This is a genomic window from Burkholderia sp. Tr-20355 (genome assembly GCF_017104685.1).
In the GTDB taxonomy this organism is placed as follows: Bacteria; Pseudomonadota; Gammaproteobacteria; order Burkholderiales; family Burkholderiaceae; genus Burkholderia; species Burkholderia seminalis.
The window spans coordinates 1-23,295 of sequence record NZ_JAAGPK010000130.1 but is presented as its reverse complement, the minus strand read 5'-3'; the positions used below and the strand labels follow the sequence as shown (position 1 = coordinate 23,295).

General features: G+C 68.7%; 23 protein-coding genes and 1 pseudogene. 14 read left to right on the top strand and 10 right to left on the bottom strand.

What is annotated here, in order from left to right:
* From G3N62_RS25910 to G3N62_RS25875, 8 genes and pseudogenes are all read right to left on the bottom strand, one after another.
* A pseudogene (locus tag G3N62_RS25910) lies at positions 1-1,071 on the bottom strand (two-component system sensor histidine kinase KdbD); the annotation flags it as partial.
* 152 nt (positions 1,072-1,223) lie between these two features.
* Complete coding sequence (kdpC, locus tag G3N62_RS25905) at positions 1,224-1,805, bottom strand: potassium-transporting ATPase subunit KdpC (RefSeq protein WP_049036776.1); 582 nt, start codon at positions 1,803-1,805, stop codon at positions 1,224-1,226.
* Positions 1,806-1,830: 25 nt separating this feature from the next.
* A complete protein-coding gene (gene kdpB / locus G3N62_RS25900; protein ID WP_124670615.1) occupies positions 1,831-3,915 on the bottom strand; it encodes a potassium-transporting ATPase subunit KdpB in 2,085 nt (694 codons plus the stop codon).
* A 46-nt stretch (positions 3,916-3,961) separates the two neighbouring features.
* Positions 3,962-5,767 carry a potassium-transporting ATPase subunit KdpA gene (gene kdpA, locus G3N62_RS25895; RefSeq protein WP_049036779.1) on the bottom strand — a complete coding sequence of 602 codons (1,806 nt, stop codon included), beginning with the start codon at positions 5,765-5,767 and terminating at the stop codon, positions 3,962-3,964.
* Positions 5,764-5,856, bottom strand: coding sequence for a K(+)-transporting ATPase subunit F (gene kdpF / locus G3N62_RS25890; RefSeq protein ID WP_006752209.1), 93 nt, complete (start codon positions 5,854-5,856; stop codon positions 5,764-5,766). The genes kdpA and kdpF overlap by 4 nt, the downstream gene beginning before the upstream one ends.
* 300 nt (positions 5,857-6,156) lie before the next feature.
* Entirely contained in the window at positions 6,157-7,131 is a 975-nt protein-coding gene (locus G3N62_RS25885; RefSeq protein ID WP_069705567.1) for a quinone oxidoreductase, read from the bottom strand.
* Between the two features lie 177 nt (positions 7,132-7,308).
* The gene (locus G3N62_RS25880; RefSeq protein ID WP_034190770.1) at positions 7,309-7,701 is read right to left on the bottom strand and encodes a methylglyoxal synthase; all 393 of its coding nucleotides are present in this window, start codon (positions 7,699-7,701) and stop codon (positions 7,309-7,311) included.
* Between the two features lie 56 nt (positions 7,702-7,757).
* Positions 7,758-8,537, bottom strand: coding sequence for an SDR family oxidoreductase (locus G3N62_RS25875; RefSeq protein WP_034190769.1), 780 nt, complete (start codon positions 8,535-8,537; stop codon positions 7,758-7,760).
* Between the two features lie 207 nt (positions 8,538-8,744).
* Between G3N62_RS25875 and upp the strand changes: the two genes are divergently transcribed.
* From upp to G3N62_RS25810, 13 genes are all read left to right on the top strand, one after another.
* Positions 8,745-9,395, top strand: a complete 651-nt coding sequence (gene upp, locus G3N62_RS25870) for a uracil phosphoribosyltransferase (RefSeq protein WP_006478229.1) — start codon at positions 8,745-8,747, stop codon at positions 9,393-9,395.
* 217 nt (positions 9,396-9,612) lie between these two features.
* Complete coding sequence (locus tag G3N62_RS25865) at positions 9,613-10,341, top strand: YebC/PmpR family DNA-binding transcriptional regulator (protein ID WP_034190768.1); 729 nt, start codon at positions 9,613-9,615, stop codon at positions 10,339-10,341.
* 105 nt (positions 10,342-10,446) lie between these two features.
* Positions 10,447-11,727 (top strand): phosphoribosylamine--glycine ligase, encoded by a 1,281-nt coding sequence (gene purD / locus G3N62_RS25860; protein WP_034190767.1) that lies wholly within the window; start codon positions 10,447-10,449, stop codon positions 11,725-11,727.
* Positions 11,728-11,846: 119 nt separating this feature from the next.
* Positions 11,847-12,770: an oxygen-dependent coproporphyrinogen oxidase gene (gene hemF / locus G3N62_RS25855; RefSeq protein ID WP_034190766.1), complete on the top strand. Its 924-nt coding sequence runs from the start codon at positions 11,847-11,849 to the stop codon at positions 12,768-12,770.
* 14 nt (positions 12,771-12,784) lie between these two features.
* Entirely contained in the window at positions 12,785-13,510 is a 726-nt protein-coding gene (locus G3N62_RS25850) for a nicotinate-nucleotide adenylyltransferase (RefSeq protein ID WP_226104024.1), read from the top strand.
* A gap of 4 nt (positions 13,511-13,514) precedes the next feature.
* Entirely contained in the window at positions 13,515-13,964 is a 450-nt protein-coding gene (rsfS, locus tag G3N62_RS25845) for a ribosome silencing factor (protein WP_034190765.1), read from the top strand.
* An 18-nt stretch (positions 13,965-13,982) separates the two neighbouring features.
* Entirely contained in the window at positions 13,983-14,453 is a 471-nt protein-coding gene (gene rlmH, locus G3N62_RS25840; RefSeq protein WP_006484265.1) for a 23S rRNA (pseudouridine(1915)-N(3))-methyltransferase RlmH, read from the top strand.
* A gap of 51 nt (positions 14,454-14,504) precedes the next feature.
* Positions 14,505-15,137, top strand: coding sequence for a Maf family protein (locus G3N62_RS25835; RefSeq protein ID WP_124670614.1), 633 nt, complete (start codon positions 14,505-14,507; stop codon positions 15,135-15,137).
* Positions 15,138-15,145: 8 nt separating this feature from the next.
* Positions 15,146-16,615, top strand: coding sequence for a ribonuclease G (gene rng, locus G3N62_RS25830; RefSeq protein ID WP_034190763.1), 1,470 nt, complete (start codon positions 15,146-15,148; stop codon positions 16,613-16,615).
* Positions 16,616-16,742: 127 nt separating this feature from the next.
* Positions 16,743-17,078 carry a 50S ribosome-binding protein YggL gene (locus G3N62_RS25825; RefSeq protein ID WP_034190762.1) on the top strand — a complete coding sequence of 112 codons (336 nt, stop codon included), beginning with the start codon at positions 16,743-16,745 and terminating at the stop codon, positions 17,076-17,078.
* A gap of 267 nt (positions 17,079-17,345) precedes the next feature.
* Positions 17,346-18,308 (top strand): PRC-barrel domain-containing protein, encoded by a 963-nt coding sequence (locus G3N62_RS25820; RefSeq protein ID WP_034190761.1) that lies wholly within the window; start codon positions 17,346-17,348, stop codon positions 18,306-18,308.
* Positions 18,305-19,567, top strand: coding sequence for an MFS transporter (locus G3N62_RS25815; RefSeq protein ID WP_034190760.1), 1,263 nt, complete (start codon positions 18,305-18,307; stop codon positions 19,565-19,567). Before G3N62_RS25820 ends, G3N62_RS25815 begins: the two co-directional genes overlap by 4 nt.
* Positions 19,568-19,608: 41 nt before the next feature.
* Positions 19,609-20,175: an FUSC family protein gene (locus G3N62_RS25810; RefSeq protein WP_034190759.1), complete on the top strand. Its 567-nt coding sequence runs from the start codon at positions 19,609-19,611 to the stop codon at positions 20,173-20,175.
* Positions 20,176-20,231: 56 nt separating this feature from the next.
* On the opposite strand, the gene G3N62_RS25805 is transcribed toward G3N62_RS25810, so the two are convergent.
* Positions 20,232-20,612 (bottom strand): RcnB family protein, encoded by a 381-nt coding sequence (locus tag G3N62_RS25805; protein ID WP_034190758.1) that lies wholly within the window; start codon positions 20,610-20,612, stop codon positions 20,232-20,234.
* A gap of 94 nt (positions 20,613-20,706) precedes the next feature.
* Positions 20,707-22,458 (bottom strand): lipid A export permease/ATP-binding protein MsbA, encoded by a 1,752-nt coding sequence (gene msbA / locus G3N62_RS25800; RefSeq protein WP_059558135.1) that lies wholly within the window; start codon positions 22,456-22,458, stop codon positions 20,707-20,709.
* Positions 22,459-22,683: 225 nt separating this feature from the next.
* Between msbA and G3N62_RS25795 the strand changes: the two genes are divergently transcribed.
* Positions 22,684-23,295, top strand: a 612-nt coding sequence (locus tag G3N62_RS25795) for a glycosyltransferase family 2 protein (protein ID WP_206141338.1), incomplete at its 3' end; no start/stop codon positions are given.

The following is a 23,295-nucleotide window of genomic DNA, read 5'->3' as shown; positions in this document are numbered from 1 at the left end:
CGGCCGCGCGAGGCGGCGCAAGAGCCCGGCCTTCGGCGAGCCGCCCGCGACGATCTTCGACACGTTGCGCACCTTCGCATAGCCGATCAGCGCGGCCACCGCGTCGGCGCCCGCGAGCGTGGCCGTTTCCGCGCCGAGCTCGGCCGCGAGCTTCAGCGCATCGAGCGTGCGCTGCCGCCGCGCGTCGGGCAACCGCTGCAGGCGCGGCGTCTCCACGTACACGGCAAGCCAGTCGGCCTTCAGGCTCGCGGCGAGCCGCGCGGCCGCGCGCACGAGCGTCGGCGCTTCGGCGCCCGGCCCGACGCACACGAGCAGCCGCTCGCGCGCCTGCCAGATGCGCTGGATCGAACGGTCGGCGCGGTATTCGCGCATCTGCGCGTCGACCCGATCGGCCGTGCGGCGCAGCGCGAGTTCACGCAGCGCGATCAGGTTGCCCTTGCGGAAGAAGTTGCGCACCGCGCGCTCGGCCTGCTGCGCGAGATAGACCTTGCCGTCGCGCATCCGCTCGAGCAGCTCCTCGGCCGGCAGATCGACGAGCGTGACCTCGTCGGCCGCGTCGAACACGCGGTCGGGCACGGTCTCCCACACGCGGATGCCGGTGATCGCGCCGACCACGTCGTTCAGGCTTTCGAGATGCTGGACGTTGACGGTCGTATAGACGTCGATGCCCGCGTCGAGCAGTTCGTAGACGTCCTGCCAGCGCTTCAGGTGCCGCGCGCCCTGCACGTTCGAATGCGCGAGTTCGTCGACGAGGATCAGTTGCGGCTGGCGGGCGAGCGCACCGTCGAGGTCGAATTCGGCGAGCGTGCGGCCGCGATAGTCGATGCGCGCGAGCGGCAATACGTCGAGCCCGTCGAGCAGCGCGGCGGTCTCGCCACGGCCGTGGGTCTCGACGATGCCGACGACGACGTCGACGCCTTCCTGCAGGCGCTGGCGCGCGGCCTGCAGCATCGCGTAGGTCTTGCCGACACCGGCCGACGCGCCGAAGAAGATCTTGAGCTGGCCGCGCCGCTGCTTTTCTTCGTCTCGCTGCAGCTTGTCGAGGAGTTGGTCTGGATCGGGACGGTTCATGCGTCAGGAAAGCGGAGCGCCCGGATGCGCGCGAGTACGAGCATTGTTGTGCCAAATCGCCGCAAAAGGCAAAGACGGCGCATGCGCCGTCGGGAATGAATGCGTCCGGCGCGGGTCATGCCGCGCCGGACGCCGGTCGTCGGGTACCCGAATCAGTGCGCGGCCTGCGCCGCGTCGAGCGCGAGGTTCAGCTTCAGCACGTTCACGCGCGGCTCGCCGAGCACGCCGAACTGGCGGCCCGTCGTGTTCGCGGCGACCAGCTGCGCGACCGCGTCCGGCGTCAGGTTGCGCGCCTTTGCAACGCGTTCGACCTGGTATGCGGCCGCAGCCGGCGTGATCTCCGGATCGAGACCGCTCGCCGACGCCGTCACGAGGTCGACCGGCACGGGCTTCGACATGTCGGTCCCGGCGTCGCGCAGCGCGGCGATGCGCCCCTTCACCTGGTCGGCGAGCGACGGATTCAGCGGGCCGAGGTTCGAGCCGCCGGAGCCGGTCGCGTTGTACGGCATCGGCGCGGTGGCCGACAGCCGGCCCCAGAAATACTTCGGCGCATCGAACGACTGGCCGATCAGCGCGGAGCCGACCGCCTGGCCGTTCTTCTCGATCAGGCTGCCGTTCGCCTGCGACGGGAACACAGCCTGGCCGAACACGGTCATCACGGCCGGGTAAGCCAGGCCCGTCACGGCGGTCAGGACCACAAAGAGCACGACGAGCGGGCGAATCAACGTTTTCATGATGTTTCCTTCAAGGACGGCCGGCTCAGGCCCAGCCGAGTGCGGCGAGCGTCATGTCGATCAGCTTGATGAACGGGAACGGCAGCAGCACGCCGCCGAGACCGTAGACCAGCAGGTTGCGGCGCAGCAGCGACGCGGCGCCGAGCGGCCGGTACGTGACGCCCTTCAGCGCGAGCGGGATCAGCGCGACGATGATCAGCGCGTTGAAGATCACCGCCGACAGGATCGCGGACGCCGGCGACGTCAGGTGCATGATGTCGAGCACGCGCAATTGCGGGTAGGTCGTCACGAACGCGGCCGGGATGATCGCGAAGTACTTCGCGATGTCGTTCGCGATCGAGAACGTCGTCAGCGAGCCGCGCGTCATCAGCATCTGCTTGCCGATCTCGACGATCTCGATCAGCTTCGTCGGGTTCGAGTCGAGGTCGACCATGTTGCCGGCTTCCTTCGCGGCCTGCGTGCCGGTGTTCATCGCGACGGCCACGTCGGCCTGCGCGAGCGCCGGCGCGTCGTTCGTGCCGTCGCCCGTCATCGCGACGAGCCGCCCGGCCGCCTGGTGCTCGCGGATCGTCGCGAGCTTGGTTTCCGGCGTCGCTTCCGCGAGGAAGTCGTCGACGCCCGCTTCCGCCGCGATCGCCGCGGCCGTCAGCCGGTTGTCGCCCGTCACCATCACGGTCTTGATGCCCATCTTGCGCAGCTCCGCGAAGCGCTCCTTGATGCCGCCCTTCACGATGTCCTTCAGCTCGATCACGCCGAGCACGCGCGCCGCCCCTTCGTGCAGGTCGGCCACGACGAGCGGCGTGCTGCCGCGGCGCGCGACGTCGTCCACCGCGCGGCGCACGTCTTCCGGGAAGCGGCTGCCATGCGTCTCGACGTAGCGGCGGATCGCGTCGGCCGCGCCCTTGCGGATCTCGCGGCCCGGCAGGTCGACGCCGCTCATCCGCGTCTGCGCGGAAAAGCCGAGGAACGTCGCGTGCAGTTGCGCCATGTCGCGCTGGCGGATGTTGAAGCGCTCCTTCGCGAGCACGACGATGCTGCGGCCTTCCGGCGTTTCGTCGGCGAGCGACGACAGTTGCGCGGCGTCGGCCAGCGCTTCCTCGGTCACGCCCGGCGCCGGCACGAACGTCGACGCCTGGCGGTTGCCGAGCGTGATCGTGCCGGTCTTGTCGAGCAGCAGCACGTCGACGTCGCCGGCCGCTTCCACCGCGCGGCCCGACGTCGCGATCACGTTCGCCTGCATCATCCGGCTCATCCCCGCCACGCCGATCGCGGACAGCAAGCCGCCGATCGTCGTCGGGATCAGGCACACGAGCAGCGCGACGAGCGCGGTGATCGTCACCACGTGGCCGGCCTTCATCGCATCGACCGAGAACATCGAGAACGGCAGCAGCGTCGCCGTGGCGAGCAGCATCACGATCGTCAGCGCGACCAGCAGGATCGTCAGCGCGATCTCGTTCGGCGTCTTCTTGCGCTTCGCGCCTTCGACCATCGCGATCATCCGGTCGAGGAACGCCTCGCCCGGGTTCGCGGTGACCTTGACGACGATCCAGTCGGACAGCACGCGCGTGCCGCCCGTCACCGACGAGAAGTCGCCGCCCGATTCGCGGATCACCGGCGCGGATTCGCCGGTGATCGCCGATTCGTCGACCGACGCGACGCCGTCGACGACCTCGCCGTCGGCCGGGATCACGTCGCCGGCCTCGACCAGCACGACGTCGCCCTTACGCAGATCCGACGCGGTCGTGACGCGGATCGGCGACTTCGGATGCGGCTCGTTGAGCTTCTTCGCCATCACGTCCTTCTTCGCGCTGCGCAGCGACGCGGCCTGTGCCTTCGAGCGCCCTTCGGCAAGCGCCTCGGCGAAGTTCGCGAACAGCACGGTGAACCACAGCCACAGCGCGATCGCGAGGATGAAGCCCACGGGTGCCTCGGCCTGGCCGGCGAGCGCCGCGATCCACAGGATCGTGGTCAGGATGCTGCCGACGTACACGCAGAACATCACCGGGTTGCGGAACTGCGTGCGCGGCGTGAGTTTCTTGAACGAGTCCACGATCGCCGGGCGCAGCAGCGCCGGATCGAACATGGACCGTGTTGCGGAATGTTGAGTCATTGCGATCTCTTCAATCTCTTCAGTCTTTTCAACGTGTCGCCGCGCGTCATGCGCCCAGCCACATCATCAGGTGCTCGACGCCCGGGCCGAGCGCGAGCGCCGGCACGTAGGTCAGCGCGCCCACCAGCAGCACGGTGCCCAGCAGCAGCACGACGAACAGCGGACCGTGCGTCGGCAGCGTGCCGCTCGTCACCGCGATGCGCTTCTTCGCGGCGAGCGAACCGGCGATCGCCAGCACCGGCACGATCGTGCCGAAGCGGCCGAACCACATCGCGATCGCGGTCATCCAGTTGTAGAACGGCGTGCCGACCGTCAGGCCCGCGAACGCGCTGCCGTTGTTGTTCGCGGCCGAGCTGAACGCGTACAGGATTTCCGAGAAGCCGTGCGGGCCGGGATTCGCGATGCCGGCCTTGCCCGCATCGGCGAGCACGGCGATCGACGTGCCGACCAGCACGAGCAGCGGCGTGAGCAATACGACGATCGACACCATCTTCATCTCGTACGCCTCGATCTTCTTGCCGACGTACTCCGGCGTGCGGCCGATCATCAGGCCCGCGACGAACACCGCGAGCAGCGCGAACACGAGCATCCCGTAGAGGCCCGAACCGACCCCGCCGTAGACCACCTCGCCCAGCTGCATCAGCAGCATCGGCACGAGGCCGCCGAGCGGCGTCAGCGAATCGTGCATCGTGTCGACCGCGCCGCACGACGCGGCCGTCGTCGCGACCGTGAAGATGCCGGTCTGCGCGATGCCGAAGCGCGTTTCCTTGCCTTCCATGTTGCCGCCCGGCTGCAGCGCGCTTGCCGACTGATCGACGTGCAGCGCGGCGAGCGTCGGGTTGCCGCCCTGCTCGGCATTCACCTCGACACCGATCGCGATCACGAACGCGACCGTCATCGCCGCGAGCACCGCGATGCCCTGCCGGCGGTCGCCGATCATGCGGCCGAACACGAGACACAGCGCGGCAGGAATGATCAGGATCGCGAAGATCTGGATGAAGTTCGCGAACGGCGTCGGGTTCTCGTACGGATGGGCGGAGTTCGCGTTGAAGAATCCGCCGCCGTTGGTGCCGAGCATCTTGATCGCTTCCTGCGACGCGACCGGGCCCATCGCGAGCGTCTGCCTGGTCAGCGGCGTCGGCACCGTGACCGCATTCCCCTTGTCGTCCTTCACCGGATTGCCCTGCGCGTCGAGCTTCGGCGCCGCGTAGGTGCTCGTCTGCAGCACCGGCACGTCCTGGTAGGCCTTCATGTTCTGGATCACGCCCTGGCTCATCAGCAGCGCGGCGATCACGACCGACATCGGCACGAGCACGTACATCGTCACGCGCGTCAGGTCGACCCAGAAGTTGCCGATCGTCTGCGCGGTGTGACGTGCGAAGCCGCGGATCAGCGCGATCACGACGACGATGCCGGTCGCCGCCGACAGGAAGTTCTGCACGGTCAGGCCGAGCATCTGCGTCAGGTAGCTGACGGTCTGCTCGGGCGTGTAGTCCTGCCAGTTCGTGTTGGTGACGAAGCTGACGGCCGTGTTGAACGCGCCGTCGACCGTCATCGCGCCGAATTGCTGCGGGTTGCCGGGCAGGAAGCCCTGCAGGCGCAACAGGCCGTAGAGGAACAGCGCGCCGAGCGCGTTGAACGCGATCGTCGCGATCGCGTACTGTTTCCAGTTCATCTCGCTGCCGGCATCGACGCCGGCAATGCGGTACAGCGCGCGTTCGAGCGGCCCGAACACGCGCACGACGCGCGAGCTGCCGTCCATCACCGCGCTCAGGTAGCGCGCGACCGGCACCGCCGCCGCGAGCAGCACGACGATGAACAGCAGCGTCTGCAACAGGTTGTTCGCGTTCATTCGATGTCCTCCGCGCGCAGCAGCGCAAAGACGAGATACGCGAACAGCAGGGCCGTCGAGGCGCCCGCCAGCCAAAGCATCCAGGTCATGCCCGCCCCCCGCGACCGTATTGCACGAGCTTGTCGCAACCGGCAACCAAGCCGAGGATCAGCGTGGTGAAGAGCACCAGAGCGCCGATGAAAACCCCATCCATTTTTGTGTTCTCCGTCGTCGAAATCAGACGACTAGAACCTTATGGGAACGCACGTAAAGGACGGGTCAAAGGTATCGGGGCGGATATAAAAAACGTGTAAACACGCGGACGAGGCGAACCGGAAGGCGGGACGGGCGGCGCCGGGGCGCCGCCCGCGAGGGCGCGTGCCGGCGCGGCGCCGGCACGGAGAATCGGGTCAGGGAACGAGGATCGTCGAGCCGGTGGTCTTGCGCGCTTCGAGCTCGGCATGCGCGCGGCCGACTTCCGCGAGCGGATAACGCTGGTTGATGCTGGTCTTCACCTTGCCCGACAGGATCACGTCGAACAGCTCGGCGGCCGCGGATTCAAGATCGGCGCGCTTCGCGATGTACGAGAACAGCGTCGGCCGCGTGAAGAACAGCGACCCGCGCGACGAGAACTCCTTCGAATCGATCGGCGGCAGCGGGCCCGACGCGTTGCCGAAGCTGACGAAATAACCGAGCGGCGCGAGGCAGTCGAGCGAGCCGATGTAGGTGTCCTTGCCGATCGAATCGTAGACGACCGGCACGCCCGCGCCGTGCGTGATCTCCTTCACGCGCTGCGTGAAGTTCTCGCGCGTGTAGACGATCGGATGATCGCAGCCGTGCGCCTTCGCGAGCGCGGCCTTTTCGTCGGAACCGACCGTCCCGATCACGGTCGCGCCGAGCGCCTTCGCCCACTGGCACACGAGCAGGCCGACGCCGCCGGCCGCCGCGTGGATCAGGATCGTGTCGCCGGCCTTCACCGGGTACGTGCGACGCAGCAGGTAGTGCGCGGTCAGGCCCTGCAGCATCACCGATGCCGCATCGTCGTAGCCGATGCCGTCCGGCAGCTTCACGAGCCGCCCGACCGGCATCACGCGCTCCTGCGCATACGCGCCGGGCGGCTGCCCGACATACGCCACGCGGTCGCCGACCTTGAACGCGGTCACGCCGTCGCCGACGGCCGTCACCTCGCCCGCCGCCTCCATCCCGAGGCCGCCGGGCAGCGGTTGCGGATAAAGGCCGGTGCGGAAATACACGTCGATGTAGTTGAGCCCGACCGCGTGCTGCCGGATGCGGACTTCGCCCGCCTGCGGCTCGCCGACCTCGACATCGACCCACTTCATCACCTCCGGGCCGCCCGGCTGGTCGTATCGGATTGCTTTCGGCATCGTTTCGCTCCTCGTCTGTCTATCGGTCAGGAAAAAATCCGGGTCGCCGATGCGCGGGCCGGCCGGTTCATCCAGGAACCGGGCTGCGGGTGCGCATCGAGACGCACGATTCTCGCGCGTTGCCGCCGTGCGTGCATGGCCCTGCCGCCGGCAGGGGCAATCGGGCGCGGCCCGCGCCTAGCACACGTCCTGCATGGTGCGCGCCAGGTCGTCGAGCAGCATCCGCGCGGTGGCGACGTTGGTCGCGACCGGCACGTCGTGCACGTCGCACGCGCGCACGAGCGCGGTGATGTCGGGATCGTGCGGCTGCGCGGTCATCGGATCGCGCAGGAACACGACGATGTCGACGCGGCCCTCGGCCAGTTCCGCGCCGATCTGCAGGTCGCCGCCGAGCGGGCCCGACAGCTTGCGCTCGACCTCGAGCCCGTGCGCGGCCGCGATGCGGCCGCCCGTCGTGCCCGTCCCGACCAGCCGGCATTGCGCGAGCGTCGCGCGGTATTCGCCCGCGAGCGCGACGATCTCGTCCTTCTTCGCGTCGTGCGCAATCAATGCGATGCGGGGTTTGCTCATCTCCAGTTCCTTCGTCGTCCGGTTGTTGTCGTGATCGTGAATCGAAAAGCCGCGCGTCAGAACGTGCCCGGATACGCGCCGCCGTCGAGCAGCCAGTTCTGCCCGGTGATGTAGCCGGCATGCACGCTGCACAGGAACGCGCATGCCGCGCCGAATTCGGCGCGCGTGCCGAGGCGGCCGGCCGGGATGTCCTTCGTGCGCCGCGCGCGCAGGTCGTCGACCGTCACGCCCTGCGCCCGCGCCGAGGCGGCGAGCGTGGTCGCGATCCGGTCGGTGTCGAACAGCCCCGGCAGCAGGTTGTTGATCGTCACGCCCTGGCCCGCGACCTTGCGCGACAGCCCCGCGACGAAGCCGGTCAGCCCCGAGCGCGCGCCGTTCGACAGCGCGAGCACGTCGATCGGCGCCTTCACGGCGGAACTGGTGATGTTGACGATGCGGCCGAAGCGGCGCGCGATCATCCCGTCGAGGGTCGCGCGGATCAGCTCGATCGGCGTCAGCATGTTCGACTCGAGCGCGCGGATCCAGTCGTCGTGCGAGAAGTCGCGGAAGTCGCCGGGCGGCGGGCCGCCGGCATTGTTCACGAGAATGTCCGGTTGCGGGCACGCGGCGAGCGCGGCCGCGCGGCCTTCCGGCGTCGTGATGTCGCACGCGACCGGGGTGATCGACACGTTCGACGCCGCGCGGATCTCCTCCGCGGTTTCCTCCAGCGTGTCGCGCGTGCGCGCGACGATCACGAGGTTCACGCCCTCGGCGGCCAGCGCTTCCGCGCAGCCGCGACCGAGCCCCTTGCTCGCCGCGCATACGAGCGCGGTCTTTCCTTCGATACCGAGATCCATCGTCGACTCCCTGGTGGCGACGCGCGCCGGGACGGCCCCGCCGCGCCGGTGGACGGGCGAACGGGCGGGCGCGGCGCGCGGATTGTCGTGAGACGTCGATAATATCCGGATCATGCGGCGCGCCTTGGTAAAATTGCGGCCATAAGCGGCGGCCGGCGTTCGCCCGCCGCCGCCCCGATCCCCTTTTGCCGCCAAGGCGCCTCCGTCATGAAACAGGACAGCCGTTTCCCGAACCTCTTCATCACCGATCACCCGCTGATCCAGCACAAGCTCACGCACATGCGCGACAAGGACACGTCCACGCGCACGTTCCGCGAACTGCTGCGCGAGATCACGCTGCTGATGGGCTACGAGATCACCCGCAACCTGCCGATCACGACCAAACGGGTCGAAACCCCGCTGGTGGCAGTCGACGCGCCCGTGATCGCGGGCAAGAAACTCGCGATCGTGCCCGTGCTGCGCGCGGGCATCGGGATGTCGGACGGCCTGCTCGACCTGGTGCCGTCCGCACGCGTCGGCCACATCGGCGTGTATCGCGCCGAGGACCACCGCCCGGTCGAATACCTGGTGCGCCTGCCGGACCTCGAAGACCGCATCTTCATCCTGTGCGACCCGATGGTCGCGACCGGCTATTCGGCCGTGCATGCGGTCGACGTGCTCAAGCGCCGCAACGTGCCGGCCGCGAACATCATGTTCGTCGCGCTGGTCGCCGCGCCCGAGGGCGTCCAGGTGTTCCAGGACGCGCACCCGGACGTGAAGCTGTTCGTCGCGTCGCTCGATTCGCACCTGAACGAGCACGCGTACATCGTGCCGGGCCTCGGCGACGCGGGCGACCGCCTGTTCGGCACCAAGAACTGAGTGCCCGCACGGCCGCGCGGCGCGCGGTCCGGTCCGCGACGGCCTGCCCGGCCGTTCGGCCAGGCGCGGCGGCCCCGAACCGGCGGTCGCCGCGTGATAAAATCACGATCCACTCGATACGCGCGGCCCCGCGGCTTCATGCCCGCCGACACGGCCGCCGACTCAACGACACACTGAAACAATCGCCCGCGCCGCGCGCCCGGGCACGGAGAAAGGTATGGCTGGTCATTCGAAATGGGCCAACATCAAGCATAAGAAGGCAGCGGCCGACGCGAAGCGCGGCAAGATCTGGACCCGCCTGATCAAGGAAATCCAGGTCGCGGCGCGCCTCGGCGGCGGCGACGTCAACTCGAACCCGCGCCTGCGCCTCGCGGTCGACAAGGCGGCCGACGCGAACATGCCGAAGGACAACGTCAAGCGCGCGATCGATCGCGGCGTCGGCGGCGCGGACGGCGCGAACTACGAAGAGATCCGTTACGAAGGCTACGGCATCAGCGGCGCGGCGATCATCGTCGACACGCTGACCGACAACCGCACGCGGACGGTCGCGGAAGTTCGCCACGCGTTCTCGAAGTTCGGCGGCAACATGGGCACCGACGGCTCGGTCGCGTTCATGTTCGATCACGTCGGCCAGTTCCTGTTCGCGCCCGGCACGTCGGAAGACGCGCTGATGGAAGCCGCGCTCGAAGCCGGCGCGAACGACGTGAACACGAACGACGACGGCTCGATCGAAGTGCTGTGCGACTGGCAGGAATTCTCGAAGGTGAAGGACGCGCTCGAAGCCGGCGGCTTCAAGGCCGAACTCGCCGAAGTGACGATGAAGCCGCAGAACGAAGTCGAATTCACCGGCGACGACGCGGCGAAGATGCAGAAGCTCCTGGACGCGCTCGAGAACCTCGACGACGTGCAGGACGTGTACACGAACGCCGTCATCGTCGAGGAATGAGATGCCGGCCGCCGCTCGCCTGTCGCGGGCGGCGGCCCGACCGATTCCGCGGCCGGCGCGCCTGAGCGTGCCGGCCGCCCTGTTTTCTAGTCTGCGGGGAATCCCATGAAACTACTCGTCGTCGGTTCCGGCGGCCGCGAACATGCGCTGGCGTGGAAGCTCGCGCAGTCGCCGCGCGTCCAGATGGTCTACGTCGCGCCCGGCAATGGCGGCACGGCGCAGGACGAGCGTCTGAAGAACGTCGATATCACGTCGCTCGACGCACTCGCCGATTTCGCGGAAAGCGAAGGCGTCGCGTTCACGCTCGTCGGGCCGGAAGCACCGCTCGCGGCCGGCATCGTCAACCTGTTCCGCGCACGCGGCCTGAAGGTCTTCGGCCCGACCCGCGAAGCCGCGCAGCTCGAAAGCTCGAAGGATTTCGCGAAGGCGTTCATGAAGCGCCACGGCATCCCGACGGCCGACTACGAAACCTTCGCCGACGCGGCCGCCGCCCACGCGTACATCGACGCGAAGGGCGCGCCGATCGTCGTGAAGGCCGACGGCCTCGCGGCCGGCAAGGGCGTCGTGGTCGCGATGACGCTGGAAGAAGCGCACGCAGCCGTCGACATGATGCTGTCGGGCAACAAGCTCGGCGATGCCGGCGCGCGCGTCGTGATCGAGGAATTCCTCGACGGCGAGGAAGCGAGCTTCATCGTGATGGTCGACGGCAAGCACGCGCTGGCGCTGGCTTCGAGCCAGGACCACAAGCGCCTGCTCGACGAAGACCGCGGCCCGAACACCGGCGGCATGGGCGCGTATTCGCCCGCGCCGATCGTCACGCCGCAGATGCACGCACGCGTGATGCGCGAGATCATCATGCCGACCGTGCGCGGGATGGAGAAGGACGGCATCCGCTTCACGGGCTTCCTGTACGCGGGCCTGATGATCGACAAGGACGGCAATCCGCGCACGCTCGAGTTCAACTGCCGGATGGGCGACCCGGAAACGCAGCCGATCATGGCGCGCCTGAAGAGCGATTTCTCGAAGGTCGTCGAGCAGGCGATCGCGGGCACGCTCGACACGGTCGAGCTCGACTGGGACCGTCGCACCGCGCTCGGCGTCGTGCTGGCCGCGCACGGTTATCCGGACGCGCCGCGCAAGGGCGACCGCATCAACGGGATCCCGGCCGAAACCGAGCAGGCCGTGACGTTCCATGCGGGCACGACGCTCGGCGACGGCGACAAGCTCGTGACGTCCGGCGGCCGCGTGCTGTGCGTGGTCGGCCTTGCCGATTCCGTGCGCGAAGCGCAGCAGCATGCGTACGACACGATCAACCAGATCAATTTCGAAGGCATGCAGTACCGCCGCGACATCGGCTTCCGCGCGCTCAACCGCAAGAGCGCGTGACGTCGCAATCGCCGCCCCGCCCCCGCGCGGCGGCGGCTCCTCTGCCGGGGTTCGATAGAATGCCCGGCAGAGGCCTTTTTTTACGGCCCCCGCTTCGGGCGGGGGCGCCCAGTCCAGACATGACCGATTCGACCTACGACGTGGCGCGCGTGCGCACGTACCTCCAGGGCCTGCAAACACGCATCGCCGACGCGCTCGGTGCGCTCGACGGCACGCCGCTCGCGACCGACACGTGGCAGCGCGGGCCGGCCGAACGCCTGCGCGGCGGCGGCTGCACGCGGATTCTCGAAGGCGGCCGCGTGTTCGAACGCGCGGGGATCGGCTTTTCCGACGTCGCGGGCGACGCGCTGCCGCCGTCGGCGAGCGCGGCGCGCCCGCAGCTCGCGGGCCGCGGCTTCGAGGCGCTCGGCGTGTCGCTGGTACTGCACCCGCGCAATCCGTACTGCCCGACCGTCCACATGAACGTGCGGATGCTGATCGCGACGAAACCGGGCGAGGCGCCCGTGTTCTGGTTCGGCGGCGGCATGGATCTGACACCCGTTTACGGTTTCGAGGACGACGCGCGGCATTTCCACCAGACCTGCAAGGATGCGCTCGACCCGTTCGGCGCCGAACTCTACCCGCGCTTCAAGAAATGGTGCGACGAGTATTTCTTCCTGAAGCACCGCAACGAAATGCGCGGCATCGGCGGGATCTTCTTCGACGATTTCTCCGAGCCCGGTTTCGAACGCTCGTTTGACCTGATGCAAAGCGTCGGCGATGCGTTCCTGCAGGCCTACCTGCCGATCGTCGAGCGCCGCGCCGGGCTGCCGTACGGCGAGCGCGAGCGCGACTTCCAGGCGTATCGCCGCGGCCGTTACGTCGAATTCAACCTCGTGTTCGACCGCGGCACGCTGTTCGGCCTGCAAAGCGGCGGCCGGACCGAGTCGATCCTGATGTCGATGCCGCCGGTCGCGAACTGGCGCTACAACTGGCAGCCCGAGCCGGGAACGCCCGAAGCGCGCCTGTACAGCGACTTCATCGTGCCGCGCGACTGGGTGTGAGCCCGCGCGCCCCGCTGCCCCAAGGAAAGGACGCGTTTCTGGACACCACCGCCCGCCCCGCCCCGCTGCCGCGTCGTATCGGCTTGCTGGGCGGTACTTTCGACCCGATCCACGACGGCCATCTCGCGCTCGCGCGCCGGTTCGCCGAGTTGCTCGGCCTGACCGAACTCGTGCTGCTGCCCGCCGGGCAGCCGTACCAGAAGCGCGACGTGTCGGCCGCCGAGCACCGGCTCGCGATGACGCGCGCGGCCGCCGGCTCGCTGTCCCTGCCGGGCGTGACCGTGACCGTCGCCACCGACGAGATCGAGCACGCCGGCCCGACCTACACGGTCGAGACGCTCGCGCGCTGGCGTGAGCGCATCGGTGCGGATGCCTCGCTGTCGCTGCTGATCGGCGCCGACCAGCTCGTGCGGCTCGACACGTGGCGCGACTGGCGCAAGCTGTTCGACTTCGCGCACATCTGCGTGTCGACGCGCCCGGGTTTCGACCTGGGCACCGCGCCGCCGGACGTCGCGCGGGAAATCGCCGCGCGGCAGGCCGGCGCCGACGTGCTGAAGGCCACGCCGGCCGGCCACCTGCTGATCGATACGACCCTTTCGTTCGACATCGCCGCGACCGACATCCGCGCGCACCTGCGCGAATGCATCGCGCGCCATGCGCAAATGCCCGATGCGTCGGCCGAGCATGTGCCGGCCGCCGTATGGGCCTATATTCTTCAACATCGCCTCTACCATTCCTGAATCCATGGATATTCGCAAACTGCAGCGCGTGATCGTCGACGCCCTCGAAGACGTCAAGGCGCAAGACATCAAGGTGTTCAACACCAGCCACCTGACCGAACTGTTCGACCGCGTGGTCGTCGCATCGGGCACGTCCAACCGCCAGACCAAGGCACTCGCCTCGAGCGTGCGCGACAAGGTCAAGGAAGCCGGCGGCGACATCGTCAGCTCCGAAGGCGAAGACACCGGCGAATGGGTGCTGGTCGATTGCGGCGACGCGGTCGTGCACATCCTGCAGCCGGCCCTGCGCCAGTACTACAACCTCGAGGAAATCTGGGGCGACAAGCCCGTGCGGATGAAGCTCGGCGGCGACAAGGGCCCGAACGGCTTTGCCACGGCCAGCGAAGGCGACGAGGACGACGAGGAAGCCGCGCCCGCACGCCCGGCGCGCAAGACGGCCGCCCGCCGCCGTTAAGCCGTCACGCGTGTTCCGATGAAGCTTTTCATCCTCGCGGTCGGCCACAAGATGCCGGGCTGGATCGCATCCGGCTTCGACGAATACACGAAGCGGATGCCGCCCGAGCTGCGCATCGAGTTGCGCGAAATCAAGCCCGAACTGCGTTCGGGCGGCCGCAGCGCCGAAAGCGTGATGGCGGCCGAGCGGCAGAAGATCGAAGCCGCGCTGCCGAAGGGCGCGCGCCTCGTCGCGCTCGACGAGCGCGGCCGCGACTGGACCACGATGCAGCTCGCGCAGGCGCTGCCCGGCTGGCAGCAGGACGGCCGCGACGTCGCGTTCGTGATCGGCGGCGCCGACGGGCTCGATCCGGAACTGAAAGCGCGCGCCGACGTGCTGCTGCGCATCTCGAGCATGACGCTGCCGCACGGGATGGTGCGCGTGCTGCTCGCCGAACAGCTTTACCGGGCGTGGAGCATCACGCAGAATCACCCCTACCACCGCGCATGACGTGTCGTCCTCGAGACGCGCGCCGCGCGCGCACACCGAGATAACGACACCATGCCGTCCAGCACGTCCCCCGCGCTTTTCCCGATCCTTTACCTCGCTTCCCAAAGCCCGCGCCGCCAGGAGCTGCTGCAGCAGATCGGCGTTCGCTTCGAACTGCTGCTGCCGCGCCCCGACGAAGATGCCGAAGCGCTCGAGGCCGAGCTGCCCGGCGAAGCCGCCGACGCCTACGTGCGGCGCGTGACCATCGCGAAGGCCGAGGCCGCACGTGCGCGCCTCGTCGCGAGCGGCAAGCCGGCCGCGCCGGTGCTGGTCGCCGACACGACCGTGACGATCGACGGCGCGATCCTCGGCAAGCCGGCCGACGCGGACGACGCGCTCGCGATGCTCATGCGCCTCGCGGGCCGCGAACACGCGGTGCTGACCGCCGTCGCCGTGATCGATGCCGGCGGCGAACTGCTGCCGCCCGCGCTGTCGCGCTCGTCGGTACGCTTCGCGGCCGCGTCGCGCGACGCCTATGCGCGCTACGTCGAAACCGGCGAGCCGTTCGGCAAGGCCGGCGCGTATGCGATCCAGGGACGCGCCGCCGAATTCATCGAGCGGATCGACGGTTCCCATTCGGGTATCATGGGTCTGCCCCTTTTTGAGACCGCGGCGCTGTTGCGCTCCGCGCGTATCGCCTTCTGAAGCCCACCATGAACGAAGAAATCCTGATCAACCTCACGCCGCAGGAAACGCGGGTCGCACTCGTGCAGCAAGGCGCGGTGCAGGAGCTTCACGTCGAGCGCACGCTGTCGCGCGGGCGGGTCGGCAACATCTATCTCGGCAAGGTTGTGCGCGTGCTGCCGGGCATGCAGTCGGCGTTCATCGACATCGGCCTCGAGCGCGCGGCATTCCTGCACGTCGCCGATATCTGGCATCCGCGCCTCGCCGGCGAACCGCAGTCGGGCACGCCGCACCAGCCGATCGAGAAGATCGTGTTCGAAGGCCAGACGCTGATGGTCCAGGTGATCAAGGATCCGATCGGCACGAAGGGCGCGCGGCTGTCGACGCAGGTCAGTATCGCGGGCCGCACGCTCGTCTACCTGCCGCAGGAGCCGCATATCGGCATCTCGCAGAAGATCGAGAGCGAAGCCGAGCGCGAGGCCGTGCGTGCGCGCCTGACGGCCGTGATCCCGCCGGACGAGAAAGGCGGCTACATCGTGCGCACGATCGCCGAGGATGCGACCTCCGACGAACTGGCCGGCGACGTCACGTACCTGCGCAAGACGTGGGCGACGATCGTCGCGCAGGCGCAGCGCTTGCCGGCGACGAGCCTGCTGTACCAGGATCTCGATCTCGCGCAGCGCGTGCTGCGCGATTTCGCGAACGACGACACGACGCGCATCCAGGTCGATTCGCGCGAGACGTACCAGCGCCTCGCGGAATTCGCGGGCGAGTTCACGCCGGCCGTGAGCCCGAAGCTGCACCACTACACCGGCGAGCGGCCGCTGTTCGACCTGTACAACATCGAGACGGAGATCCAGCGTGCGCTGTCGCGCCGCGTCGACCTGAAGTCGGGCGGCTACCTGATGATCGACCAGACCGAGGCGATGACGACGATCGACGTGAACACGGGCGGCTACGTCGGCGCGCGCAACTTCGACGACACGATCTTCAAGACCAATCTCGAGGCCGCGCATACGATCGCGCGCCAGCTGCGGCTGCGCAATCTCGGCGGGATCATCATCATCGACTTCATCGACATGGAGAACGCCGAGCATCGCGACGCGGTGCTGTCGGAGTTGAAGAAGGCGCTGTCGCGCGACCGCACGCGCGTGACGGTCAACGGCTTCTCGCAGCTCGGGCTCGTCGAGATGACACGCAAGCGCACGCGCGAATCGCTCGCGCACGTGCTGTGCGAGCCGTGCCCGACCTGCCAGGGCAAGGGCCAGGTCAAGACGTCGCGCACCGTGTGCTACGACATCCTGCGCGAGATCCTGCGCGAGTCGCGGCAGTTCAATCCGCGTGAATTCCGCGTGATCGCCGCGCAGCAGGTGATCGACCTGTTCCTCGACGAAGAGTCGCAGCATCTCGCGATGCTGATCGACTTCATCGGCAAGCCGGTATCGCTGCAGGTCGAGTCGAATTTGAGTCAGGAGCAGTACGATATCGTGCTGATGTAGCGCTCCGCCCCTGCGCCGCCGGCATCGCCGCGCGGCGTCCGGATGCGGTGCCCGGGCCGCTCGCGCCTGTCGCGCCGGCGCCCGCCGCCGCCCTTTCATTCACCCCTTTTCGCATTCATCACCCACCATGAGCCAAGGCCACAACCGCCGCCAGCGCAAGAAACTCCACATCGGCGAGTTCCAGGAACTCGCGTTCAACGCCACCGCGCACTACCGCAACGACATGACCGATCTCGCGCGCGGCGAACTGATCGACGCGTTCATCGACTTCGTCGAGGCGAACGGGCTGATGACCGTCGCATCCGCGGACGAAGGCATCGGCGCCTACGTGATCTCCGGCGCGCCGCGCGGCACGACGACCGACGCCGATCGCGAGCTCGTGCGCGGCTGGCTGGCCGCCCGTCCGGAACTGACGGACGTCAAGGTCAGCGATTTCACCGACGCGTGGTATCCGGACGCCTGACCTTCCGGTTTCCTGCGCCGCGCATCGGGCCATGCGCGGCGCCCGCATCGTCGCCGATGACCGGGCGCCGCGGCCCGGCCCCACGCCGCGCCTCGCCCGCCACCGATCCCTTCCTTTTCCCGACGGTCAGCCTGCGACAAGCCGTCGAAATCGGTCCTGAAAGCAAGACACGTTAAACTCTCACCTCGCGTGGTGCGCCGCCCGCACCCGCCATCCATCGCCAGCCGCGTGCCCTCGGGCCGCCCCCGACCCATGGAGTGAGTGTCAATGAGCGGCGGACTTCCGTTTCCCGCATCCCGCAAGTCGTTGCCGTCCTCGACGGTCTTCCTGATTCTCGCCGCCGTCGCGCTGCTGTCCGGCTGCGGGCTGCTGCCGGTCCAGAACCCGCCCGCGCCGATCAGCGAGGCGCTCGTCGAGCCCATCGAGGAAACCGCCGGCGAGCCGCTGACGATGCCGCCCGTGCCGGCGCCGACGCAACCCGAGGCGCCGGAAGCACCGAAGAAGCCGCACCGCGAAGTGACGCGGCCGAAGCCCGTGCAGCGGCCCGAATCGCCGACACCGCCACCGCCGCCGCCCCCGCCGATCGTCGCGACGCGCCCGCTCGACCGCACCCAGATCCACGCGCTGCTCGACAGCGAAGTCGCGCGCCGCAACGGCAAGGTGGTCGGTCGCGCGGTCGACATGGTGGTGGACGGAAGCGGCAAGCCGCGCGAGATGATCGTCAACCTGCAGGGCTTCATGGGCGTCGGCGACCGCAAGGTCGTCTTCCCGTGGAACGTGTTCCGCTTCACGCCGGGCGGCAAACAGGAGCCGATCGTGCTCGACGTGCCGTCGGGCGACCTGCCGCCGGCCGCGCGGCCGAAGGCCGTGCCGCTGTCGGGTTCGGCCGCGGCGTCGCCCGCGACGCGGCTGCCGATGCTCGACAGCGACGTCGAGCGCCCGAACGGCACGAAGATCGGCCGCATCGTCGACGTGCTGATCGACCGCGCCGCGCAGCCGCAGGCGGTCGTGCTCGACCTCGGCGGCCTCGTCAATACCGACCGCCGCTCGATCGCCGCGAGCTGGGGCGCGCTGCGCTTCGTCACGCGCGACAAGGCGCTGCACCCGCAGCTCGACCTGAACGACGCGCAGATCAAGGCGTCGCCGCCCTACGCGGCCGACAAGCCGGTCGTCGCGGTCTACCCGCCCGTCGCGCCAGCCCCGGCTTCCTCTGCGAGTGCTGCCCGATGACGATCAAGCATTCCGTCAGCGTACGCAGTCTGCGGTCCCTCGACTGGCTCAACTTCTTCGTTGCAAACGTTCAAACCGGCTTCGGCCCGTTCATCGCGTCCTACCTCGCATCGCACAAGTGGACGCAGGGCGAAATCGGCATGGTGCTGTCGATCGGCACGATCAGCGCGATGGTCAGCCAGGTGCCGGGCGGCGCGGCCGTCGATGCGCTGAAGAACAAGAAAGGCGCGGCCGCCTGGGCGATCGCGGCCATCATCCTGTCGGCGGTGCTGCTCGCGTCGAGCCCGACGATCGTGCCGGTGATCGCCGCCGAGGTATTCCACGGTTTCGCGAGCTGCATGCTCGTGCCGGCGATGGCCGCGATCTCGTTCTCGCTCGTCGGCCGCGCCGACCTCGGCGACCGGCTCGGCCGCAACGCGCGCTGGGCATCGATCGGCAGTGCGGTCGCGGCAGGCCTGATGGGGCTCACCGGCGAATACTTCTCCGCGCGCGCGGTGTTCTGGCTGACCGCCGTGCTGGCGCTGCCCGCGCTGTTCGCGCTCGCGATGATCCAGCCGACCCACGAAGTGATCCCGCAATCGTCGAAGCCCGACGATCACCACGACGAAGCCGGCGAACGCGAAACGCTGCTCGAACTGCTGCGCGACCGCCGGATGCTGATCTTCGCTGCGTGCGTCGTGCTGTTCCACCTGTCGAACGCGGCGATGCTGAACCTCGCGGCCGGCGAAGTCACGGCCGGGATGGGCGAAAACGTGCAGCTCGTGATCGCCGCGTGCATCATCGTGCCGCAGGCGATCGTCGCGATGCTGTCGCCGTGGGTCGGCCGCTCCGCGCAACGCTGGGGGCGCCGGCCGATCCTGCTGCTCGGCTTCTCCGCGCTGCCCGTGCGCGCGCTGCTGTTCGCCGGCGTGAGCAGCCCGTACCTGCTCGTGCCGGTGCAGATGCTCGACGGCATCAGCGCCGCCGTGTTCGGCGTGATGCTGCCGCTGATCGCGGCCGACGTCGCGGGCGGCAAGGGCCGCTACAACCTGTGCATCGGGCTGTTCGGGCTCGCGGCCGGAATCGGCGCGACCCTCAGCACGGCCGCGGCCGGCTACGTCGCCGATCACTTCGGCAACGCGGTCAGCTTCTTCGGGCTCGCGGGCGCCGGCGCGCTCGCGGTGCTGCTGGTCTGGCTCGTGATGCCCGAAACGCGTGTCGCAAACGGCGAGGCGGCGGCCGACGAGCCGGCTGCCGCCTCGCCCGAACAGGCGCACTGAACGCGGCGCGCCGCCGTTACCCGCTTCTTGGCCGACTCACGATGGATACGATCAGGACACTCAACGAAGCCCGCCAGCAGATCCAGCAGTCGATCTTCGATCTGTTCAAGGGGCTGTCATTCAGCGAACGGCTCGCGCAAGGCGGGCTGATGGCGCTCCAGGCCGTCTGCGGCGCGTGCCTCGCGTATGCGATCGGCCGCGCGATGCATACCGAGCAGGCCGTATGGGCGGCGATCACCGCGATCGCCGTCACGCAGCACAACTACTCGGACACGATGTCGCTGTCGCGCGACCAGTTCATCGGCGCAATGGTCGGCGGCATGCTGGGCTTCGCCGGTGCGGCGGTCGGCGGCGATCGCCTCGTCACGTATGCGATCACGGTCGCGGTCGTGATCGTCTGCTGCTGGTGCCTGAACGTCGGCAGCGCGGCACGGCTCGGCGGCGTGACCGCGACGATCGTGATGCTGTTCCCGGGCAACGGCCCGCTGTGGGACATCCCGCTGGTGCGGCTCGGCGAAGTGACGCTCGGCACCGTCTGTGCGCTGGGCGTGTGCTGGGTGATGTCGAGAATCGAGCGGCGCTGGTTCCGCCGCGCGCAAGCGAAGTGACGCGGCTGCCCGGCGCGCATCGCGGCATCGCGATACGTGCCGGGCGCTCGGCAAGGTCAGTCGCCGATCCGCAGCACGATGCCGGAACCGATCTGCACCAGCAGGTGATCCCCGCCGACGCCAACCCATTGATAGCCGCGCGGCGGCGGGCTCAGGCGATAGCCGCGCCAGTCGTCGATCACGTACTGGCGATCGCGGAATTCGGGGGGAAGCCGGTCGCCCTTGTGCCACTCGCGGCGCGGCTGGTCGGCCCAGCGCGGCGGCACGTCGTCCTCATGGCGCATCTGGCCGGGCGGCATGTGTTTCGGGCCGTGGCCATGCTGCATGCCGTGGCCGCCCCGGTCGTCGTGGTTGCCGTGGTCCTGCGCCATCGCGGCCGGCGCGGCGCAACCCGCCGCGATCATCGCGGCCAGCATCATCCCGTGCATCTTCCTCATCGCGCTCTCCCTCCGTGTCGTCACGTCGAACGAAACCACTCGAACTGCCCGATGAAGACTAGCACACGGCACCGCGCGGCCGCATGACCGCGCGTTACGCGGCCTGCTGCTGGTACTGGATCCGGTGCAGGTGCGCGTAGAGGCCGCCGTGGCGCAGCAGTTCGTCATGGCTGCCCTCCTCGACGATCTTGCCGGCCTCGAGCACGAGGATGCGATCCGCACGCTCGATCGTCGACAGCCGGTGCGCGATCACGAGCGTCGTGCGGCCTTCCATCAGCCGTTCGAGCGCGGCCTGCACGTGGCGCTCCGATTCCGAGTCGAGCGCCGACGTCGCTTCGTCGAGGATCAGGATCGGCGCGTCCTTGTAGATCGCGCGCGCGATCGCGAGCCGCTGGCGCTGGCCGCCGGACAGCCGCATCCCGTTGCCGCCGACGAGCGTGTCGAGGCCCTCGGGCATCGCGGCGACCGCATCGGCGAGGTTGGCGGCCTCGAGTGCGGCCTGCACGCGCGCGCGATCGGGCGTCTGCCCGTACGCGACGTTCGCGGCGATCGTGTCGTTGAACAGCACGACGTCCTGGCTGACCATCGCCATCTGGCCGCGCAGCGCATGGAGGTCGTAGTCGGAAACCGGCACGCCGTCGACCAGGATCGCACCGTCGGTCGGGTCGAAGAAGCGCGGCAGCAGGTTCACGAGCGTCGTCTTGCCGCTGCCGGACGGGCCGGCCAGCGCGATCATCTCGCCCGGCGCGACCTTGAACGAGATGCGGTCGAGCGTCGGCCGCTCGGCCGCGCCGTAGTCGAACGACACGTTGCGGAATTCGATCTCGCCGCGCGCGTGCGTCAGCGGCCGGCCGCCGCCCTGCGGTTCGGCCGGCTCGTCGATCAGCCCGAAGATCAGCTCGGCGGCCGTCATCCCGCGCTGCAGCGGCTGGTTGACGTCGATCAGGTGCTTGAGCGGCGAGATCACCAGCAGCATCGACGTGACGAACGCGACGAAACCGCCGACCGTCGTCTGGTCGTTCGACGACTGCACGACCGCGATCGTGATCACGACCGCGAGCGCGATCGACGCGAGGAACTGCGTGAGCGGCTGCGCGAGGCCGCCCGAGATCGTCATGCGCATCGCGTAGCCGCGCAGGCGCTTGCTCATCGTCGTGAAGCGGTCCATCTCGTACGCTTCGCCGTTGTGCACCTTGACGACCTTGTAGCCGCCGACCGTCTCCTCGACGATGTACGACAACTCGTTGGTGAGCGTCTGGTGCTCGCGGTTCAGGCGGCGCAGGCGGCGGTTGATCTTGCTGACGAGCCAGCCGATGCCGGGCAGGATCACCGCGACGATCAGCGTGAGCCGCCAGTTCAGGTAGAACAGATAGCCGAGCAGGAAGATCACGGTCAGCGAATCGCGCACGAGCGTGACCATCACGCCGGTCAGCACCGACAGGATCTGGTTGACCTCGAACACGATCGCGTTGATCACCGTGCTGGCGGTTTCGCGCTGGAAGAACGACGCGCCGGTGTGGAGCATCCGCTGGAACATCTCGAGCCGCAGTTGCAGCAGGATGCGGTTCGATACGTAGTTGAGCAGGTAATTCGACGTGTACTGCGATACGCCGCGCACGAGCGCGAGGCCGATCACCGCGATCGGCACGTACCATTTCGCGTTGTCGCTGCCGTGCGCGCCGAAACCGTGGTCGAGCAGCGGCTTGAGCAGCGCCGGGATACCGGCCTCGGTGGCCGCGACGACGCCCATCGTCATCACGGCGAGCACCACGATGCCGATCAGCGGCCGGATGTACGGCCACAGGCGCTTGAGGACCGTGACCGGCGAAGTGCCGGTGCCGTCCATCGGTTTGCGAAGTGTGTTCTGGGTTTCCAAGGCAATCCTTCTTGAGCCGCGATGCGGCGCCCGGCGCGTGGCCGCCCGGGCGTTCGCCCCTGTCGGGCGGGTGCCTAAAAGGGCCCAACATTATAGCCGCACCGCCCCCGCCGGCACGGGCAGGGACGATGCGGCCGGCGGCCGGGCCGCGGGTATACTGCCGCTCACCGATTTCACCGCCTTTCCGACGATTTCATGGCTGAACCCTCCCTCGGCGTCGCCCTCATCGCCCTCAACGCGTCCGCACGGCTCGCGCAGTGCCTCGGCGCGCTGTCGTTCGCCGACGACGTCGTCGTCATCGACGGCGGCAGCACCGACGATACCGTCGCGATCGCGCAGGCGCACGGCGCGCGCGTGATCGTCGAGCGCGACTGGCCGGGCTTCGGCCCGCAGAAGAACCGCGCGCTCGACGCGCTCGGCACCGACTGGATCCTGTCGCTCGATACCGACGAAGTCGTCACGCCGGAACTCGCCCGGTCGATTCGCGACGCGATCCGCGCGCCGGCCGCCCAGGTCTATGCGGTCGACCGGCTGTCGAGCTTCTGCGGCCAGTGGATCCATCACAGCGGCTGGTATCCGGACTGGGTGCCGCGCCTGTTCCGGCGCGGCACCGCGCGGTTCTCGGACGACCTCGTGCACGAGCGCCTCGTGTTCGACGGCGCCGCGCAGCGCCTGGCCGGCAAGCTGATGCACTATTCATACGAGGACTTCGAGACCGTCGTGCGCAAGCTCGACGCGTATTCGACGGCCGGCGCGCGCCAGCGCCGCGCGGCCGGCCAGCGCGGCGGCTTCGGCAAGGCGCTCGCG

Bases quoted from the DNA above. Each gene is read 5' to 3' on its own strand.
- rng (WP_034190763.1), top strand. From the start codon at position 15,146: ATGAACGAAGAAATCCTGATCAACCTCACGCCGCAGGAAACGCGGGTC.
- G3N62_RS25885 (WP_069705567.1), bottom strand. From the start codon at position 7,131: ATGCCGAAAGCAATCCGATACGACCAGCCGGGCGGCCCGGAGGTGATG.
- G3N62_RS25805 (WP_034190758.1), bottom strand. From the start codon at position 20,612: ATGAGGAAGATGCACGGGATGATGCTGGCCGCGATGATCGCGGCGGGT.
- G3N62_RS25835 (WP_124670614.1), top strand. From the start codon at position 14,505: ATGCCGTCCAGCACGTCCCCCGCGCTTTTCCCGATCCTTTACCTCGCT.
- msbA (WP_059558135.1), bottom strand. From the start codon at position 22,458: ATGGACGGCACCGGCACTTCGCCGGTCACGGTCCTCAAGCGCCTGTGG.
- rlmH (WP_006484265.1), top strand. From the start codon at position 13,983: ATGAAGCTTTTCATCCTCGCGGTCGGCCACAAGATGCCGGGCTGGATC.
- hemF (WP_034190766.1), top strand. From the start codon at position 11,847: ATGACCGATTCGACCTACGACGTGGCGCGCGTGCGCACGTACCTCCAG.
- G3N62_RS25880 (WP_034190770.1), bottom strand. From the start codon at position 7,701: ATGAGCAAACCCCGCATCGCATTGATTGCGCACGACGCGAAGAAGGAC.
- kdpC (WP_049036776.1), bottom strand. From the start codon at position 1,805: ATGAAAACGTTGATTCGCCCGCTCGTCGTGCTCTTTGTGGTCCTGACC.
- G3N62_RS25865 (WP_034190768.1), top strand. From the start codon at position 9,613: ATGGCTGGTCATTCGAAATGGGCCAACATCAAGCATAAGAAGGCAGCG.
- purD (WP_034190767.1), top strand. From the start codon at position 10,447: ATGAAACTACTCGTCGTCGGTTCCGGCGGCCGCGAACATGCGCTGGCG.
- kdpF (WP_006752209.1), bottom strand. From the start codon at position 5,856: ATGACCTGGATGCTTTGGCTGGCGGGCGCCTCGACGGCCCTGCTGTTC.
- kdpB (WP_124670615.1), bottom strand. From the start codon at position 3,915: ATGACTCAACATTCCGCAACACGGTCCATGTTCGATCCGGCGCTGCTG.
- G3N62_RS25815 (WP_034190760.1), top strand. From the start codon at position 18,305: ATGACGATCAAGCATTCCGTCAGCGTACGCAGTCTGCGGTCCCTCGAC.
- G3N62_RS25810 (WP_034190759.1), top strand. From the start codon at position 19,609: ATGGATACGATCAGGACACTCAACGAAGCCCGCCAGCAGATCCAGCAG.
- upp (WP_006478229.1), top strand. From the start codon at position 8,745: ATGAAACAGGACAGCCGTTTCCCGAACCTCTTCATCACCGATCACCCG.
- G3N62_RS25820 (WP_034190761.1), top strand. From the start codon at position 17,346: ATGAGCGGCGGACTTCCGTTTCCCGCATCCCGCAAGTCGTTGCCGTCC.
- kdpA (WP_049036779.1), bottom strand. From the start codon at position 5,767: ATGAACGCGAACAACCTGTTGCAGACGCTGCTGTTCATCGTCGTGCTG.
- G3N62_RS25875 (WP_034190769.1), bottom strand. From the start codon at position 8,537: ATGGATCTCGGTATCGAAGGAAAGACCGCGCTCGTATGCGCGGCGAGC.
- rsfS (WP_034190765.1), top strand. From the start codon at position 13,515: ATGGATATTCGCAAACTGCAGCGCGTGATCGTCGACGCCCTCGAAGAC.
- G3N62_RS25825 (WP_034190762.1), top strand. From the start codon at position 16,743: ATGAGCCAAGGCCACAACCGCCGCCAGCGCAAGAAACTCCACATCGGC.